The sequence below is a fragment of the Anabaena sp. CCY 9910 genome (genome assembly GCF_963920875.1).
GTDB classification, from domain to species: domain Bacteria; phylum Cyanobacteriota; class Cyanobacteriia; order Cyanobacteriales; family Nostocaceae; genus Trichormus; species Trichormus variabilis.
This window is the reverse complement of sequence record NZ_CAWUDJ010000076.1, coordinates 1-17,734: the sequence shown is the minus strand read 5'-3', so window position 1 is coordinate 17,734 and position 17,734 is coordinate 1. Positions and strand designations below refer to the sequence as shown.

The following is a 17,734-nucleotide window of genomic DNA, read 5'->3' as shown; positions in this document are numbered from 1 at the left end:
TGAACGGCTTCAACTTCAACCAATCCATCATCGACTCACAAGGTCGTGTGATCAATACCTGGGCTGACATCATCAACCGCGCTAACTTGGGTATGGAAGTAATGCACGAGCGTAACGCTCACAACTTCCCCTTAGACTTGGCTGCTGGTGAAGTTGCTCCTGTTGCTATCAGCGCTCCTGCTATCAACGGTTAATTCTGAAGTCTTAACTCAACAAAAAGCGTCTCCTTAACTGGAGACGCTTTTTTGCTTTGGAGTCATGTCCAACATAGGTTAAATTACACACAGCATAGATAAGGCAATTAGGGAAGAAAATGCGATCGCCTTAATATGGCATGATTAATCTCGTCTAGTAAGGATAGCGTGTTCAAATATGACCTCTGCTAGACGTTCAGCCTGATTCGGTCTTGTTCCCACCGTAAATTCACCAACCAGTGAGTAATAAGCCATTTGAGCGCGGACTTTCGCCTCTAAAGGTGTAAAGCCAACTTGCAAGAATAAATTTTGTGTGTAATTTAGCCGACTTTGATCTACTTGAAGCATAATCTCGGCGACATTTGCAGCTTTTGCAGCCCAAGCTCGAATTGCATTTTCTAATCGACCATCAATTTCAATTGCTAATTCAAATAAATGCAGCAATTTAGTCGTTGCGTCCCCACCTATCGTTTCGACTCGCTCAATTAAATTATTGGTTTCACCTTTCACCCATTCCTGTAAAATCGCTTCTAGCAAATCATCTCGGTTCTTGAAGTGCCAGTAAAAGCTACCTTTTGTCACCTTGATTAACTTGGCAAGTGGTTCTACTCTGACGGCTTCAATTCCTCCCTCCGCCAAAACTTTTAAACCAGCATTAATCCAGTCCTGTCGTTCCAGTTTGATGTTTTCTTGTTTTTTTTCCATACGGCAGCGTATTGACATTTATTTGTTGAGGTACTAATCTGTTTCCATACGCTACGGTATGTAAAAGATAAATAAGTGAGTAACGCAAATACAGAGCTACTTTTGCAATGGGCAAATTTATGGTCTTCAGGAAATGTAGAATCTTTTCTCTCACTTTTCACTGAGGACTGCGACTACGAAGATGTGGCGTTTAGTATGGTGAGTAAAGGTAAAGAACAACTCAGAGACTTTTTTATCGCTACTCGCACAGCATTACCTGATTTAAAAATCAATGTACAGTCTTGTTTTGCATCAGAAACCAATGGCGCGTTAGAGTGGGTCATGCAAGGGACTCATAAGGAAGCATTTCGTAATGTCCCAGCATCCCATCAAATAATTGAGGTGCGGGGCGTGACATTTATTAATCTAGAAAACGGAAAAATCAAAACTAATAAAGACTATTACAATCTTGCTACTTTATTACAGCAGATCGGAATGTTACCACAGTTTTAGCTAATGTTAGTTAGGCGATGTGCTGTTCGTTCATGGATATACACAAGCCCAGCCATTTACGAATTTTCAGTAATCGCCTACCTTAGAGCAGTATTTATTAGCTAATAACTAACACTTAAATTAAGTGAATGCTGCTCACCATTAGCACCACCCACTCCCCAGCGACAGAGTTAGGCTACTTACTCCATAAGCACCCAGACCGTTGTCAGTCGTTTTCCCTGTCATTTGGACAGGCTCACGTTTTTTATCCAGAAGCGAATGAACAAAAATGCACGGCGGCGCTGTTGTTGGATGTTGACCCGGTAAAGTTGGTGCGGGGGAAAGGTGCGACATTGGAACAGTATGTGAGCGATCGCCCTTATGTGGCATCATCTTTTATGAGTGTAGCGATCGCACAGGTATTTAGTACAGCTTTAGGCGGACGTAGTAAGGATAAGCCAGAATTAGCCCAAAAGTCTCTACCTTTAGTAGCGAAACTATCGGTTTTACCCTGTCGTGGTGGTGAAGGTTTCCTTCGACAATTATTTGAGCCTTTGGGTTACACTGTAAGCGCCCAAGGTCACGTTTTAGATGAAAAATTTCCAGATTGGGGAAATAGTAAATATTTCACAGTTGAACTCCAGCACACCATACCCTTGAGTGATTTGTTAAGCCATCTCTACGTCCTGATTCCCGTACTAGATGATGAGAAACACTATTGGGTCAACGAAGAAGAAATCGAAAAGTTACTACGTCATGGTGAGGGTTGGTTATCACAACATCCAGCACGAGAACAAATCACCAGACGTTACCTCAAACGACAGTACCGTTTAACTCGCACTGCTTTATCACAGTTAGCAGAGGAAGATCATCCAGACCCTGACAGTGCGGAAGAAACCCACGCTGAGGAAGAAGCGGCGGTAGAAAAGCCCATTAGCTTGAACCAACAGCGTATGAATACGGTGGTTGCTGCGTTAAAACAAAGTAATGCTAGGCGTGTAATTGATTTGGGTTGTGGTCAAGGAAATTTATTAAAAATCCTCTTAAAAGATAGCTTTTTTGAGCAAATTACAGGTGTAGATGTTTCCTACAGGTCACTAGAAATTGCCCAAGAAAGATTAGACCGCTTGCGTCTTCCCCGCAACCAGTGGGAACGTTTGCAATTAATTCAAGGCGCGCTTACTTATCAAGATAAACGCTTTCATGGTTATGATGCTGCGACCGTGATTGAGGTGATTGAGCATCTTGATTTATCACGTTTGGGTGCATTTGAGCGAGTTTTATTTGAATTTGCTCAACCGAAAATCGTGATAGTAACCACACCAAATATTGAATATAATGTCAAATTTGCCAATTTACCAGCAGGGAAACTGCGCCATAAAGATCATCGCTTTGAATGGACGCGATCGCAATTTCAACATTGGGCGAATAAAATCACAGAACGCTTTGCTTATGATGTGCAGTTTCAACCCATAGGAGAAGAAGACCCAGAAGTTGGCTCACCTACGCAAATGGCAGTTTTTATACATAGGTAAAGGGCGCAGGGAGAGAACTGTTGACTATGAAAATTACTATTCCTGAATTATCTTTAGTTGTCCTGATTGGTGCTTCTGGTGCAGGTAAATCGACATTTGCACGTAAGCATTTTCAACCGTTTGAAGTGATATCTTCTGATTTTTGTCGTGGGTTAGTTTCCAATGATGAAAATAGCCAGTCTGCTTCCAGGGATGCTTTCGATGTTCTGCACTATATAACTACTAAACGCCTAACCGCAGGTAAATTAACGGTAATAGATGCAACTAATGTCCAGCCAGAAGACCGCAAGACTTTACTACAAATGGCCAAGCAGTATCATTGCTTTGCTGTAGCCATAGTTTTTGACCTACCAGAAGAACTATGTCATGAACGTAATCAACAAAGGAATGACAGACAATTTGGCTCCCATGTAGTCCGTCGTCATACCCAAATGTTACGGCGTTCTTTGCGTGGTTTAGAAAAAGAGGGTTTTCGTTACGTCTACACCCTCAAATCACCAGAGGAAATCGCCAACGTTGAAATTGAACTCCAACCCCTATGGAACAACAAAAAACACGAACACGGCCCCTTTGACATCATCGGCGATATCCACGGCTGTTGTGATGAGTTAGAAGCTTTACTCCAACAATTGGGCTATGAAAAAAGTGGAGGAATTGAAGATACAATCTGGAACGCTCCTATCTACTACCACCCCCAAGGACGCAAAGCGGTTTTCCTTGGTGATTTGGTAGACAGGGGGACACGTATTTTAGATACGGTCAAGCTAGTACGCAATATGGTGCAAGCAGATACAGCCATTTGTGTTCCTGGTAATCATGAAAACAAGCTCTTGCGGAAACTACGGGGTAAAAATGTCAGAGCAAGTCATGGGTTACAGCAAACCCTGGATGAAATAGCAGCGTTACCAGAAGCAGTCCGCACACCATTCACCAAGGAACTGACAGATTTTCTCGATTCCCTAGTCAGCCACTACTTACTTGATGAGGGACGCTTGGTAGTAGCACACGCAGGAATGAAACAGGAAATGCAGGGACGGGGTTCTGGTGCGGTGCGGGAGTTCGCCCTGTACGGTGAAAGTACTGGTGAGATTGACGAGTTTGGTTTACCAGTCCGTTATAACTGGGCTGGAGATTATCGGGGTGAGGCGCTGGTAGTCTATGGACATACGCCTATACCTGAAGCGGAATGGTTGAATAATACTATTGATATTGATACAGGTTGTGTGTTTGGTGGCAAACTGACCGCCCTGCGTTATCCCGAAAAGGAATTGGTGAGTGTTCCGGCGGCGCGGGTTTACTGTGAACCCGTGAAACCTTTGGTTGAGAACAGTGTGACGCGGACATCCCAGCAGGAATTTGATGATGTTCTCAACATTGAGGATGTATTAGGTAAGCGCATCATCAATACCAAGCTACAACCAAATATCACCATTAGGGAAGAAAATGCGATCGCTGCTTTAGAAATTATGAGCCGCTTTGCTGCTAATCCCAAATGGCTGATTTACCTCCCTCCCACCATGTCCCCGGTGGAAACCTCCTCAGAGCCTGGATACTTGGAACACCCATCCCAGGCCTTCGTCTACTACCAAAAGCAAGGAATTACGGAGGTTATATGCGAAGAAAAGCATATGGGTTCACGCGCTATTGTGGTTGTTTGCCGAGATTTAGCAACAGCCGAGAAACGGTGTGGTGTGGTGGATGAAGGTATTGGTATTTGCTATACCCGCACAGGTAGGAGATTTTTTGATGAGCCAGGATTAGAAACACAACTTTTAGCGCGGGTAAATGCTGCCCTGACTGCAAGCAGATTTTGGGAAACATTTAATACAAATTGGGTATGCTTGGACTGTGAACTCATGCCCTGGTCAGCAAAAGCTCAAGGATTAATCAAAGGGCAATATGCACCAGTGGGTGTGGCCTCACGCCTAGCTTACAATGATGCCGCAAAATTATTGCAACAAGCAAGCGATCGCGGCCTCAATATTACTACCCAACTCACTCACTACCAACAACGAGCAGAGATGGCCAATCAGTACATCACTGCTTACCGTCGCTACTGCTGGAATGTCACCGATATTGGAGACTTAAAACTAGCCCCCTTTCATATCCTCGCTACAGAGAAAGCAGTACATATCGACAAAGACCATCGTTGGCATATAGAACAAATTACCCAAATTTGCCAATCAGACCCGGATTTACTCCTTCCTACCGCCTACAAAGTAATAGATTTAACTGATCCTAGTAGCCAAGCTGAAGGGGTACATTGGTGGGAAAAACTTACCCAAGTCGGGGGTGAGGGTATGGTTGTCAAACCCATGCAATTTCTCGTCAAAGGTAGTCGGAGTATTGTCCAACCTGCGGTGAAATGTCGTGGACAGGAATATCTGCGAATTATCTACGGCCCTGAATATTCAGCCCCGGAGAACTTGCAACGTCTACGCCAACGAGGGTTATCTCTGAAACGTTCTTTGGCCATGCGAGAGTTCGCCTTGGGTGTGGAAGCATTAGAGCGATTTGTCGCCCATGCTCCTTTACGTCATGTACATGAATGCGTATTTGGAATTTTGGCTCTAGAAAGTGAACCTGTCGATCCACGACTGTAGCACCTCATGAATCAATTCAAAGTACCCTATAGGAAACTAAAACAATTGTACAGACGCGATTAATCGCGTCTCCAAAAAATGACATACGCAGTGTAATAAAGTCGAGCTTATAGTAATTTGTCTTTAGGCTCTTCCGGAAACATCAGGCAATCAAGAGAATACTTATATAAGGACTAACTCAGTAACCAGCTCATGAACCACCACATGATCGGTAAAATACTGCAAGCACGCTACCAAATTGTCCAAAACCTGGGTTCAGGGGTATTTGGACAAACATACATTGCTGTAGATATCAATTACCCACATCAACCTAAATGTGTTGTTAAACAACTTAAGGTTAACAGTTTCCACTCTAGTCAACTAGATACAATCAGATTACGTTTTCTGACAGAAACTGAAACCCTCAAGCACTTGGGACAACACCCCCAGATTCCCAATTTCATTGCTTGTTTTGAAGAAAATGAGCGTTTCTACTTAGTACAAGAGTACGTCGCCGGACACGCTTTAACGGCGGAATTGCCAATTGCTCAAAATTGGGGTTCTCTGTGGCGCGAAGATGAAGTTATTACATTTTTAGAAGATGCGTTAAGTATTTTACAGTTTGTACATTCGCAAGGTGTGATTCATTGCGATGTTAAACCAGAAAATTTAATCAGACGAGCTGTTAATGGCAAATTAGTTTTAATTGACTTTGGTTCTATCCAGTCAGTTAATTTCGGTATAGATGAACAATTATCTATCTATCAGGTTCCGGCTACTTCCTTGGGATATATACCACCAGAGCAATTTATTGGTAAAACTCAAATTAATAGTGATATCTATGCTTTAGGCATGATTGCTATCCAGGCTTTAACCGGGTTGGAACCACTGCAATTAAAAATAGATCCTGATAGTAATGAAATTATTTGGCGTTTTGCTGATACGCCTGTGAGTGACTATCTAGCGGCAATTCTCAGCCAAATGATTCGCTACAATTTCCAAGAACGCTTTCAGTCTGCGGCTGAAGTGTTGCGTGTCCTCCAACAAATGAAATGGGAAACATCCTTGCCACAACTTTTGCAAACACAACAGATAGAATATAGGCAGGAACCTAATTCTGACCAACCATCGCCGCTAATCACAGGAATGAAGGTAGGACTAGCGGTTAATACCTTATTAATGGGACTGGGAACTTATTCATTGCTGAGTACTTCTCCAGCCAACACCGAGACAGAAATTTTATATAAAGCTACAAAAGAATATCAAGACGGCGATTTAAAACGAGCGATCGCTCTAGCTAAACTCATACCTTCTCATAGTAATGTATATCCAGATGCTCAAGCCACTATAGACGAATGGCAACAGCAATGGCAAACAGCAGCCAAACAATATTCCCTAGCTGAACAAGCATTACTTGAGAGTAGATGGTCAGATGTTTTTGTTGCGGCAAGCGAAGTTCCTAATATTTCATATTGGCAATCTAAAGTTAAAGATGTAGTGGAGAAAGCCAATGTCAATATCGAAGCCCAAACACAAAATTTATTAGCCAAAGCTTATGATAAAGCCAGAGCTAAAGATTTTTCCTCAGCATTAGAATATTTGCGTCAAATACCTCAAGAAAGTTCTGCTGGTGCTTTGGTACAACAAAAACTGGCTGAATACAACCAGAAAAAACAAATTAGAGCCGCTTATTTTTTACACCAAGCTCGTAAACAAGCATTAGCGGGTAACTTTAATCATGCGGTCAACTACCTCCGCAAAATTCCTCAAGGCACTCCTGTTTATGCCCAAGCTCAAGCTAAACTCAACGAGTATACCCAAAAGCTACGCCCACAAATCCAAAAGGCTAAGTCTTTGATTGCTCATAATTCAGTTATTCAGGTCGGCAATATACAATCGGAAATTCAACTACCAGAAGTAAATATTCGCTAAGTAGAATATAGGGGATAGGAGGAATAATTTATTACTGGTCTGGGTTTAGGGTTCGGACGATTAGCGCAATTACTAAGCCAATATATTGTGATTGAGACTGACAAATCATGGGGAGTGCAAATAATCAGGGGATTGGCTGGTGGTTTCTACCAAAATTGACCTGCTACAGTTTAACTTTATTGCTGAGTGCAGTTTTACCGTCTGATGCTGTGGGGACGACACTGAAAAAGCAAGGGCTACAGATAGCACAGCAGCCAGAAACCACTCAACAAGATGCGGCTCACGCTGTTGCAAAACGGGTTTTTCAAGAGGGGATACAGCTAGAACAACAAGGGACAGGAGAATCACTGCGACAAGCGATCGCAAAATACCAAGAAGCACTCAAGCTTTGGCAACAAGTTGATGATAAACTGTCAGAAGCTAGTACCCTCAACAATATTGGCTTGGTCTACGGCTCATTAGGAGAAAAGCCAGAAGCGCTCAAATACTACAACCAAGCTTTACCTATACTCCGTGCAGCTGGGAACAGAGGACAAGAAGCCGCCACCCTAAATAATATTGGCTTAGTCTACGGCTCATTAGGAGAAAAAGAAGAAGCTCTTAAATACCTCAATCAAGCTTTACCCATAGGTCGTGCAGTGGGGGATAGAAAAGTAGAAGCCGTCACCCTCTCCTATATTGGCGGTATCTACAACTCATTAGGAGACAAGGAAGCCGCCCTCAAATACCTCAACCAAGCTTTACCCATAATCCGTGTTGTGAGAGACAAGGGGATGGAAGCCAGCATCCTCATTAATATTGGTAGAGTCTACTCCGATTTAGGAGACAAGAAAGCCGCGCTCAAATACCTCAACCAAGCTTTACCCATAGGCCGTGCAGTGGGGGACAAAAAAATAGAAGCCCGTACCCTCAACGATGTTGGCACTCTCTACAGCGCATTAGGAGACAAGGAAGCAGCACTCAAATACCTCAACCAAGCTTTACCCATAATCCGCGCAGTAGGTGAGAGCAGAAGAGAAGCCACTATCCTCCACAATATTGGTGGTATCTACAACTCATTCGGAGACAAGGAAGCAGCACTCAAATACTATAACCAAGCTTTACCCATACGCCGTGCAGTGGGGGACACAGAAGGGGAAATTTTCACCCTCTCTAGCATGGCTGCCCTAGAACACAGTCGGGGTAATCTACAACAAGCCCAAACACATATTCAATCAGCTATTAAAATAATTGAAGATTTACAAGCCAAAATAGCGAACGAAGAACTACGTACTGCTTACGTTGCCTCAGTTCGACCCTATTACGAGTTCTATACCTATCTGCTGATGGAACTGCAAAAAAACTAAGCTGTTACGCATTTAAATTGTATGTTTCGCACTCAGGTTGTCAAAAGTCCACAGTCCAAGCTAGCCTTTGACTCTGGACACTTGACTATGGACAGCCCTGACTGAGAACTTACGCATGAAAACGAAATATCAAGGGTTTGGACAAGAGTGTAGGGCTGTCAATTTAAAACCCCTAAACCCCTACACCCCTACACCCAGTCTCAACAGACAACCCCGGTGCGTAAGTCCTATCACTAATCAGTGCTGACTCAAGCTATCGTCACCTCTGGCGACAAATAAACGTCCTGAATTGCGTGAAAAAGTTTCACCCCTTCCTCAAAGGGACGCTGAAAAGCCTTTCTCCCAGAAATTAATCCTGTACCACCAGCCCTTTTATTAATAACTGCGGTGCGGACTGCTTCGGCAAAGTCGTTTTTGCCGGATGCACCCCCAGAATTAATCAAGCCTGCGCGTCCACAATAGCAATTGAGTACTTGGTATCTAGTTAAATCGATGGGGTGGTCGCTGGTTAAATCTGTATAGACTTTTTCATTAGTTTTGCCGTAACTCTGACCCGTGGCTTTGGCTACTGCACCATAGCCGTTGTTATTTTCGGGCAACTTTTGTTTAATAATATCGGCTTCAATTGTCACACCTAGATGATTCGCTTGTCCGGTGAGGTCAGCCGCAACGTGATAATCTTTGTCTTGTTTAAAAGCATTGTTCCGCAAATAACACCAGAGAATTGTGACCATTCCTAGTTCATGGGCGCGTTTAAATGCCTGGCTGATTTCTTGAATTTGTCTGGTGGATTGTTCGGAACCAAAATAAATTGTTGCACCCACAGCTACAGCGCCCAAATTCCAAGCTTGTTCTACATCAGCAAACAATACTTGGTCAAATTGATTGGGAAGGGTTAACAATTCATTATGGTTAAGTTTAGCAATGAAAGGAATTTTGTGGGCATATTTACGGGAAACACTACCCAATACACCTAAAGTTGTAGCTACAGCATTGCAACCACCAGCGATTGCTAAACGGATGATGTTTTCTGGGTCAAAATAAATAGGATTGGGTGCAAAAGATGCTCCGGCTGAGTGTTCAATACCTTGGTCTACTGGCAGAATAGAAAGATAGCCGGTATATGCCAAACGACCTGTAGAATAAAGCTGTTGGAGATTTCGCAAGACTTGAGGATTGCGATCGCTATTTAACCAAACTCGATCAATAAAATCAGACCCTGGTAGATGTAATAAGTCTTGAGAGACTTTAGCTTTGTAAGTCAGCAAGTCTTCTGCTTCATGCCCTAGCAATGACTCGATAGAATTAGATTCTAAGAGTGTGGTAGTCATAAGGGTTGCCTCAAAGCCGAGAAAATGATTTTGCTTTCAAGATAGCATCTTACTAGTTTTAAATGTTTACTTGAAACCTTTCTCTGCCTTTTTCGGTATCTTTCCTTTTGGCTTAGATTTGTGAACTTCTGCCACTGCTTCCTGAAATAATTCATGCAGATGTATTGGCACGCTAGCAATATCTGGTAAATCTGGCTCAAGTGGTTTATTGAACTCTTGTAAAATAGCATCCAAATCATTACTTATCTTGAAATTTGGACGTTGTAACACAATTTGTAAAACTTTTTCCAAGGAACTTGGGTACTGTTCGGCTAAACGATGCCAAATAAAGGCATTAATATTCTTATTTTCTAGATAATAACGAACTAATTTTTCCGCCCCATCAACACTTTGCCAATCTTCTGTTGATAACAAAGTTTGAAACTTATTATATGTTGGTAAAAACATTTGTCCCCAACGGGGATGAGAAATAGCTGTTACCTGTTCGGCTTTTTTCAGTTCCGCAGGTAAATCAACTTTTGGCATCACCATTTTGGTATTACCACTTTTATTATTCAATATCTGGGAAACTAGCTTGGCATCTGCACCAGTTTCTTTAACGGCGGCTTGAATATCCTCTTCTTGAACACCAGCTTCTATTGCTAATTCACTCAGGGATTTTGTTTGGTCAATTCCTAAATCTGCCAAACGTTTCTCTGTAATTAATTCTTGAAACTCAGCTATTTTTTTATTAAGTTGATATCCGGGTAGAGTAATTTCATCACTGCCAAAGAAGTCAATAAAATCCTGATGATATTGATATACAGAATTCCAAGCTGCTTCTAGGACATCAGGCGCATCACTGTAAAGATGATGCTTATAGTTTTCTTTAAAATTACCAATAGCTACAGCTAATTTTGGTTTGCCCAATTTACCTAACAATGTATATGGACTAGAAAATGTCCAATAATTATCGGTAACAGGAGAAATGCGAGTTAGTAAAATCTCGCCTAGTTTTAATCGTTCAATTGCTTGTAATGTTTGAGAATTATTCGGCTTAACAATATAAGATTTATTCGTTAACCAGTTAAGCAATTCCCAGCCATCAGGTAAAATTTGACTAATAGCAAATAAACCCATAAAGCTACGATGCCAACTGTTGAGAAGATGGCGATCGCTCTCTGATAAGTTTACCTGACTAGCGATAAATAAATCTAGTGGCGACTCATCACCGACTTTTCCCTCAATCAAAAAGCTGTCAATGGTTAAGTCTTGCTGTGTATTATCCCCACTACCACGGCGTAACCTTTCTGCTGCATAGGTTTCTAACGCTTGGGCTATGTCACCCTCCGCATCCAGAACAAAATCCATTAAGGCTTGTTTAAGTTCGTGCGATCGCTCTAATATCTCATCCACAGGTCTATTTCTACAGTGCAACAGTTGTAGATTAAGCCTTTCCAGAGAATGACAGCATCTAGCAATAGCTAGATTCGTAAAAATATATATTTAGAAAGTTGACTAAAATCAGTGCTTTGTGCCGAGTTGTGTTACCGTGGGCGGGGCGATGAGCAGCGTCCTCAATTATGAGTTTTTCATAAACTACATACAAGACATTACACCAGGTGCTAACCAATGATTGCAACTTCCAGTTCTAGCTATATTTCCTCTGAAGAATATCTCAAAGCCGAAGAAAGCAGTTCCATCAGGCCTGCATATCGCCCAGAAGAAATTGACGCAACGCCAGGGGCGAGTAATACTCATGTGGTGATTTCTCTGAATATGGCTTCTATGCTGAAAAATCATTTGCGTGGAAGCGGATGTCAGACTTACATCTCAGCCACCAAAGTTCATATCGAGTTACTCGATATCTATTACTATCCCGATGTTACCGTTACTTGTGACCAGCGAGATAGAACATTTAATAACTTTCTTCGTCATCCTGGCTTAATTATCGAAGTCTTATCTCCCAACACCGAAGCCTTTGACAGAGGAGAGAAATTTGCTCACTACCGCCAAATCAAATCATTACAAGAGTATGTACTTGTGAGTCAAAATCGGCAAAGTGTAGAGTGTTTTCGCCGCAACTCCGAAGGGCAATGGGTACTTTACCCCTACGGACAAGGAGAAGAAATACATATAGCTAGTGTAGATTTGCGCTGTGCGATCGCCAATGTCTATGAAGATGTTACATTTGAAGTAACTCAAGCTGCCAATTAAAAGCGATCGCAAAACAAAGCTTAAGACTTGGGAAGTTAGCCCTGTAACAGTTTAGCCTCATGAAAGCTAACTTAGTATTGAATTGGTGAAGCGTGAGTTTATGACAAGTGTAGTTCAATCTCCCTACAGTAGCGAACAGATAGCCGCTTGGTTGCGTGGATTGCTGACAATAGCTTGGGCTGATGGTAACTTTGATGAGCAAGAAAAAGCATCAATTGCCAGCATTACGCAAGATGAATTAGCCCCTAGTATCGAGTGGGATTCACTGGAAGTAATCGCACCAGAAGAATTAGCCACAGTTTTGGGTAAGAATACTCCAGTAGCAGAAAACTTTTTGCGTACAGCTGTTATGGTAGCGATCGCAGATGGTACCTATTCTCCCAGCGAAGATCAAGTCCTGCACCAATTATGTCAAGCCTTAGGAGAACCAGAAGACATCCTGGGAGCCTTACGCCAAACATTAATAGTCAAAGAACCAACACATTCCCCTGCACTAATCGCACCTCACGCCCCCCCTTTAGAAGTACTTGACCCCCTCCGCGACTGGCTAGATGGGTTAGACATTCAAGACCCCAGAGTCGCCCGTTTCTTATGTAAAATGATTCCCTCCCAATGTCCCTTTGAACGGGATGTCACCCTATTCGGACGCAAAATTGTTCACATTCCCCCCTTATGTAAAATCAACCCCTTGTATGAACAACTAGTAGGGTTACGTTTCCGCGCCCTCTCCTATTTGGCAGATGAATGTAAAGAGGACGTTTCGCCTTATATTTAGTTGTTAGAGACGCGATTAATCGCGTCTGTACAGTTGTCAGTTGTCGTTGGTCATTAGTTATTCTTCTTTATCCCCAATCCCCAATACCCAGTTCCCAATCCCCGCTTAAAAGTCGGTACTCAACACTGGCAAAGAATCACTACTTAGGCGTAACCTGTTAAGTAGATCAACTAAACAAACATAAACTTTTGCTGATGCGTTACGTTGTGAAGAAGACATCATGATCAATGGAAAGCATTCCAACGAACGACTAACCAATAAGCATTGACGACTGACAACTGACTACTGACAATTGACTAAATTATGCAATTTATCGACCAAGCACAAATCGAAGTAGAAGCTGGTAAAGGTGGCGATGGTATCGTCGCTTTCCGGCGTGAAAAATATGTACCTGCCGGTGGGCCTTCTGGTGGAAATGGCGGACGTGGTGGTTCAGTCGTTTTCGTGGCAGTGGAAAATCTGCAAACCCTATTAGACTTCCGATATAAGCATATATTTAAAGCAGACGATGGAGGTCGTGGCGGCCCCAATAACTGTACCGGCGCTTCAGGCAAAGATTTAATCGTTCAAGTTCCCTGTGGAACCACTATTTATGATGCGGAAACAGGTGATTTACTTGGTGATTTAACTCAACCTAACCAACAACTACTCATTGCAGCAGGTGGTAAAGGTGGGTTAGGAAATCAATACTTCTTGAGTAACCGTAACCGCGCCCCAGAATACTCTCTCCCAGGATTACCAGGGGAAAGAAAACTGCTGCGTTTAGAGTTGAAATTATTGGCGGAAGTAGGAATTATCGGTTTACCCAACGCAGGTAAATCAACATTGATATCATCTTTATCGGCGGCGCGTCCGAAAATTGCTGACTATCCCTTTACAACCCTCATCCCCAACTTGGGTGTAGTACGCAAACCCACAGGAGATGGAACAGTATTTGCCGATATCCCTGGCTTAATTGAAGGTGCAGCCGATGGTGCAGGATTAGGGCATGACTTTTTACGTCACATTGAAAGAACGCGGGTACTCCTGCACTTAATTGATGCTACCAGCGATGATATTATCAGAGACTACAACACAATTGAGCAGGAATTGCAAGCTTACGGACGGGGTTTAAGTGAGCGAATGCAGATTGTAGCCCTAAATAAAATTGATGCAGTTGATAGGGAAACTGTAGACTTAGATGCACTAGCCACCCAATTAAATCATCTTTCTCACGCCCCAGTTTTCCTCATTTCTGCGGTAACTCGCACTGGCTTAGAACCAATGCTACAAGAAGTTTGGGGAATTCTTGACCAAGTAAATGCTCTTGAGGAAGCAGAAGTTTTTAGTTAGCAGCAAAATAGCGAGTGGTTCGTAAAAAAACCCTGCGTACCTCCGCGCTAACCAGCCTGCGGCAAGCCGCAAAAGCGTCTACCGCGTCCCTCTGCGTTCATCAAACCACCATTTCCCAGGAATCCAGTAAAAGCTCAATCATGAATCGAACCATCAGGCATAATAGCTCCCTGTAGTTCAGCATCTTTGAGAATTGCTCCTGTTAAGTCTGCACCTTGCAGATTTGCTTTTCGCAAAATGGCACTTTCCAAATTTGCGTAACTCAAGTCTGCACCTTGCAAGCTAGCCCCGCTTAAATCCGCCGCCAGATTTCCCCACTGAATTGTCCGACCAAAATTCGCTCGACACAGCTTTGCACCATCTAAATTGGCGTGATGGAGAGAAGCCGCTCTCAGGTCAGCGTAGCTTAAATCTGCCCCAGTTAACTGCACATAGCCCAAATCTGTACGCTGGTTGGAACTGGGACGTAAATCTGCTTGAAAGAGTAAGCAACGACAAAGATTAGCACTATTCAAATTAGCTCCGCACAAACTAGCCTTAATTAAGTTGGCTTCTTCCAAACGAGTCTTGACTAACTTTGCACCTGTTAAATCTGCTTCGCGGAGGATGGCGCGATACAAATCGGCTTCACTCAAATCTATTCCCCAGAGAATGGCTTCGCTCAAGTCTGCTTCTCGTAAACAGGTGTGGCTGAAGTTGCTCTTACCAAGTCGCGTCTGACGTAAATCGGCGTAGCTCAAATCTGCACCTGTAAGGCTTGCATTTGTTAATTCTACTTCTTGCAGATTGATATGCTGAAAGTTGCGTTTGCCAGCAGCATAATGTCTCAGAATTTCACCCACATTCATAAATAATTCAAATTCAATAATTAATAAATTTAAAGGGTATGATACCAACTCTTTAAATTTCTTTTCTTCTGATTCTTGGCTGGTGCAGATGCTCCTGTCTAGTATTTGTCACTAGATGAAACTTCAATGGTATGAGCTTGAGTGAGTTCTGTCATCAGTTCTGGGACAGATATAATGTCTTGGGTATAACCAGCATTTGCGCCCGAAAAAATTAAACCATTTTCCACATCGCCACGGGCTGCTTGAGCAAGTGCTTGCAAAAGGCAATAAGTTTTTCCATGATCTCGACATAAGCACGTTTCTAAACAGTTGGCAATACATCGCTTTTCTAAGTTTGATGAATTACTCATTACCTGTTCTGTAAACAGATTATGTAAAGCACGACTGGGTTTGCCTACTGGACTGGGTACAGTCACAATATCTTCTGGCTGGGCTTGTAGATGATAATCTTTATAACGTTGGTCGGCATCACATTCTACTGTGGTCACGAAACGCGTACCAATTTGCACACCATCAGCGCCTATTGCTATCATCCGATCAATATCGGTGCGATCGCTAATTCCTCCACTCACAATCAATGGTATCCTTGCACCTAAATGATTTTGGCAATAATCCCGCAATTGCCGAATCACCAATTCAAAAGAAAACCCCGGAATATTCACTTGCTCACACTGGGTAAAATGTCCCCCTACCTGCTGGCAATTCTCCACAATCAACGCATCAGGTAAACGATTATACCGACTTTGCCAAGTTTCACAAATCAACTGCGCTGCTTCCATGTTCGCCACACTCGGCACTAGTGCCACATCGGGATATGCTGCGGTGTACTCTGGTAAAGCTAGGGGTAATCCTGCACCAGTAATGATGATATCTGCTCCTTGGGCAGCAGCTGTTTGGGCTAATACAGAATAATCTTTGGTAGCAACTAGAATATTTACCCCAATCACCCCATCGGGGCTGATACTACGGGCTTTTGCTAGTTCATCTATTAAAGCTAGGCGATTGGCTGTAAAAAAGCTGCGTTTTTTGCGTTTGTCAAAATAGGGCGAATCTAAACCCAGTCCCAAAGAAGCAATCACGCCCACACCCCCAGCATTGGCAACGGCTCCCGCTAATTTTGCTCCCGATACCCGCACGGCCATTGCCCCTTGAATGATGGGATGGCGGGCAATGTGTTTACCAATCCGTAAAGGCTGGAGGATACGGGTTTTTACAGAACTATTCATTCATTAACTAAATAACTTTAGAGTAATTTTAACATCTCGGTGTCAATTGTCATGCGGATAACATTTATGTACTCAGCCGAAAAATTTTACCCATTATAGTTGACAACTATATTACTATAAAGTTATATACTAATTGTAAGACAAGTTACACCCTTGTCAGTTGATATTTCACTCTTACATTCGCAATCATCACCACAAATGACAACACTTTTAGAACAGCGTAGTAGCGCTAATTTATGGCATAGATTCGGTAACTGGATTACCAGTACGGAAAATCGAATGTATGTTGGTTGGTTTGGAGTATTGTTAATTCCCACAGCCTTAACTGCGGCGATTGTCTTTATCCTTGCGTTTATTGCCGCGCCACCAGTTGACGTGGATGGCATTCGTGAACCAGTATCAGGTTCTCTGCTCTACGGTAATAACATTATTACTGCTACTGTAGTACCAACTTCAGCCGCTATTGGCCTGCACTTATACCCTATATGGGAAGCGGCTTCTTTAGACGAATGGCTGTACAATGGCGGCCCTTACCAAATGATTGTCCTGCATTTCCTGATTGCCATCTATGCTTATATGGGTCGGCAATGGGAACTGAGTTATCGCTTAGGGATGCGTCCGTGGATTCCTGTAGCTTTTTCTGCTCCCGTTGCGGCTGCAACAGCCGTGTTGTTGATTTATCCCATTGGGCAAGGCAGTTTTTCCGATGGGATGATGCTGGGTATTTCTGGCACATTCAACTTTATGATTGTGTTTTCACCGGAACATAATATTCTCATGCACCCATTTCACATGATTGGTGTAGCTGGAGTCTTTGGTGGGGCATTATTCTCGGCAATGCACGGTTCCTTGGTGACATCTACATTAGTGCGGGAAACCTCAGAAGTAGAATCAGCCAATACTGGCTATAAGTTTGGTCAAGAAGAGGAAACATATAATATCGTAGCTGCACATGGTTACTTTGGGCGGTTAATCTTCCAATATGCCAGCTTTAACAACTCCCGTTCTTTGCATTTCTTCCTAGCAGCTTGGCCGGTAATTGGTATCTGGTTTGCGGCTTTGGGTATCAGCACTATGTCCTTTAACTTGAATGGGTTCAACTTCAACAACTCAATTTTGGATCACCAAGGACGGACAATTGACACTTGGGCAGACCTGCTTAACAGAGCCAACTTAGGGATTGAAGTGATGCACGAGCGAAATGCTCTTCAAGGGGCGACAAACGCCTCTAAACTTAGCCAGATAAAGGTTTGAGAGGCAC

13 protein-coding genes and 2 pseudogenes are annotated in these 17,734 nt (G+C 42.9%); 10 read left to right on the top strand and 5 right to left on the bottom strand.

The annotated features are described in order from the left end of the window. Positions 1-194 (top strand): annotated as a pseudogene (locus ACM5QX_RS28575) (photosystem II q(b) protein); the annotation flags it as partial. 144 nt (positions 195-338) lie between these two features. Here the strand turns inward: ACM5QX_RS28575 and ACM5QX_RS28570 are convergent. Then, positions 339-917, bottom strand: a complete 579-nt coding sequence (locus ACM5QX_RS28570) for a TetR/AcrR family transcriptional regulator (RefSeq protein WP_011318411.1) — start codon at positions 915-917, stop codon at positions 339-341. Between the two features lie 57 nt (positions 918-974). On the opposite strand from ACM5QX_RS28570, the gene ACM5QX_RS28565 reads away from it, so the two are divergent. From ACM5QX_RS28565 to ACM5QX_RS28545, 5 genes are all read left to right on the top strand, one after another. Next, the gene (locus tag ACM5QX_RS28565; protein WP_414756596.1) at positions 975-1,391 is read left to right on the top strand and encodes a nuclear transport factor 2 family protein; all 417 of its coding nucleotides are present in this window, start codon (positions 975-977) and stop codon (positions 1,389-1,391) included. A 128-nt stretch (positions 1,392-1,519) separates the two neighbouring features. Beyond that, positions 1,520-2,905 carry a 3' terminal RNA ribose 2'-O-methyltransferase Hen1 gene (locus ACM5QX_RS28560; protein WP_414756595.1) on the top strand — a complete coding sequence of 462 codons (1,386 nt, stop codon included), beginning with the start codon at positions 1,520-1,522 and terminating at the stop codon, positions 2,903-2,905. 26 nt (positions 2,906-2,931) lie between these two features. Next, positions 2,932-5,508, top strand: a complete 2,577-nt coding sequence (locus ACM5QX_RS28555; protein WP_414756594.1) for a polynucleotide kinase-phosphatase — start codon at positions 2,932-2,934, stop codon at positions 5,506-5,508. A 192-nt stretch (positions 5,509-5,700) separates the two neighbouring features. Then, on the top strand, positions 5,701-7,419 hold the full coding sequence (locus ACM5QX_RS28550) for a protein kinase domain-containing protein (RefSeq protein WP_414756593.1): 1,719 nt from the start codon (positions 5,701-5,703) through the stop codon (positions 7,417-7,419). Between the two features lie 107 nt (positions 7,420-7,526). Beyond that, on the top strand, positions 7,527-8,765 hold the full coding sequence (locus ACM5QX_RS28545) for a tetratricopeptide repeat protein (protein ID WP_414756592.1): 1,239 nt from the start codon (positions 7,527-7,529) through the stop codon (positions 8,763-8,765). Between the two features lie 248 nt (positions 8,766-9,013). On the opposite strand, the gene ACM5QX_RS28540 is transcribed toward ACM5QX_RS28545, so the two are convergent. Together ACM5QX_RS28540 and ACM5QX_RS28535 are read right to left on the bottom strand one after the other, a co-directional pair. Then, positions 9,014-10,096: a class I fructose-bisphosphate aldolase gene (locus ACM5QX_RS28540; RefSeq protein WP_414756591.1), complete on the bottom strand. Its 1,083-nt coding sequence runs from the start codon at positions 10,094-10,096 to the stop codon at positions 9,014-9,016. A gap of 66 nt (positions 10,097-10,162) precedes the next feature. Then, entirely contained in the window at positions 10,163-11,491 is a 1,329-nt protein-coding gene (locus ACM5QX_RS28535) for a hypothetical protein (RefSeq protein ID WP_414756590.1), read from the bottom strand. A 216-nt stretch (positions 11,492-11,707) separates the two neighbouring features. Here ACM5QX_RS28535 and ACM5QX_RS28530 point away from each other — a divergent pair, with 216 nt between their 5' ends. From ACM5QX_RS28530 to obgE, 3 genes are all read left to right on the top strand, one after another. Then, positions 11,708-12,292 carry a Uma2 family endonuclease gene (locus ACM5QX_RS28530; protein ID WP_414756589.1) on the top strand — a complete coding sequence of 195 codons (585 nt, stop codon included), beginning with the start codon at positions 11,708-11,710 and terminating at the stop codon, positions 12,290-12,292. A 100-nt stretch (positions 12,293-12,392) separates the two neighbouring features. Then, positions 12,393-13,067, top strand: a complete 675-nt coding sequence (locus tag ACM5QX_RS28525; protein ID WP_414756588.1) for a Mo-dependent nitrogenase C-terminal domain-containing protein — start codon at positions 12,393-12,395, stop codon at positions 13,065-13,067. Positions 13,068-13,370: 303 nt separating this feature from the next. Next, the gene (gene obgE, locus ACM5QX_RS28520) at positions 13,371-14,399 is read left to right on the top strand and encodes a GTPase ObgE (RefSeq protein WP_414756587.1); all 1,029 of its coding nucleotides are present in this window, start codon (positions 13,371-13,373) and stop codon (positions 14,397-14,399) included. A gap of 134 nt (positions 14,400-14,533) precedes the next feature. Here the strand turns inward: obgE and hetL are convergent, their stop codons facing one another. Then, on the bottom strand, positions 14,534-15,247 hold the full coding sequence (gene hetL / locus ACM5QX_RS28515; RefSeq protein WP_011318400.1) for a heterocyst differentiation pentapeptide repeat protein HetL: 714 nt from the start codon (positions 15,245-15,247) through the stop codon (positions 14,534-14,536). 98 nt (positions 15,248-15,345) lie between these two features. After that, entirely contained in the window at positions 15,346-16,473 is a 1,128-nt protein-coding gene (locus tag ACM5QX_RS28510) for an NAD(P)H-dependent flavin oxidoreductase (RefSeq protein ID WP_414756586.1), read from the bottom strand. A 198-nt stretch (positions 16,474-16,671) separates the two neighbouring features. On the opposite strand from ACM5QX_RS28510, the pseudogene psbA reads away from it, so the two are divergent. Then, positions 16,672-17,679 (top strand): annotated as a pseudogene (psbA, locus tag ACM5QX_RS28505) (photosystem II q(b) protein); the annotation flags it as partial. Between the last annotated feature and the right edge of the window lie 55 nt (positions 17,680-17,734).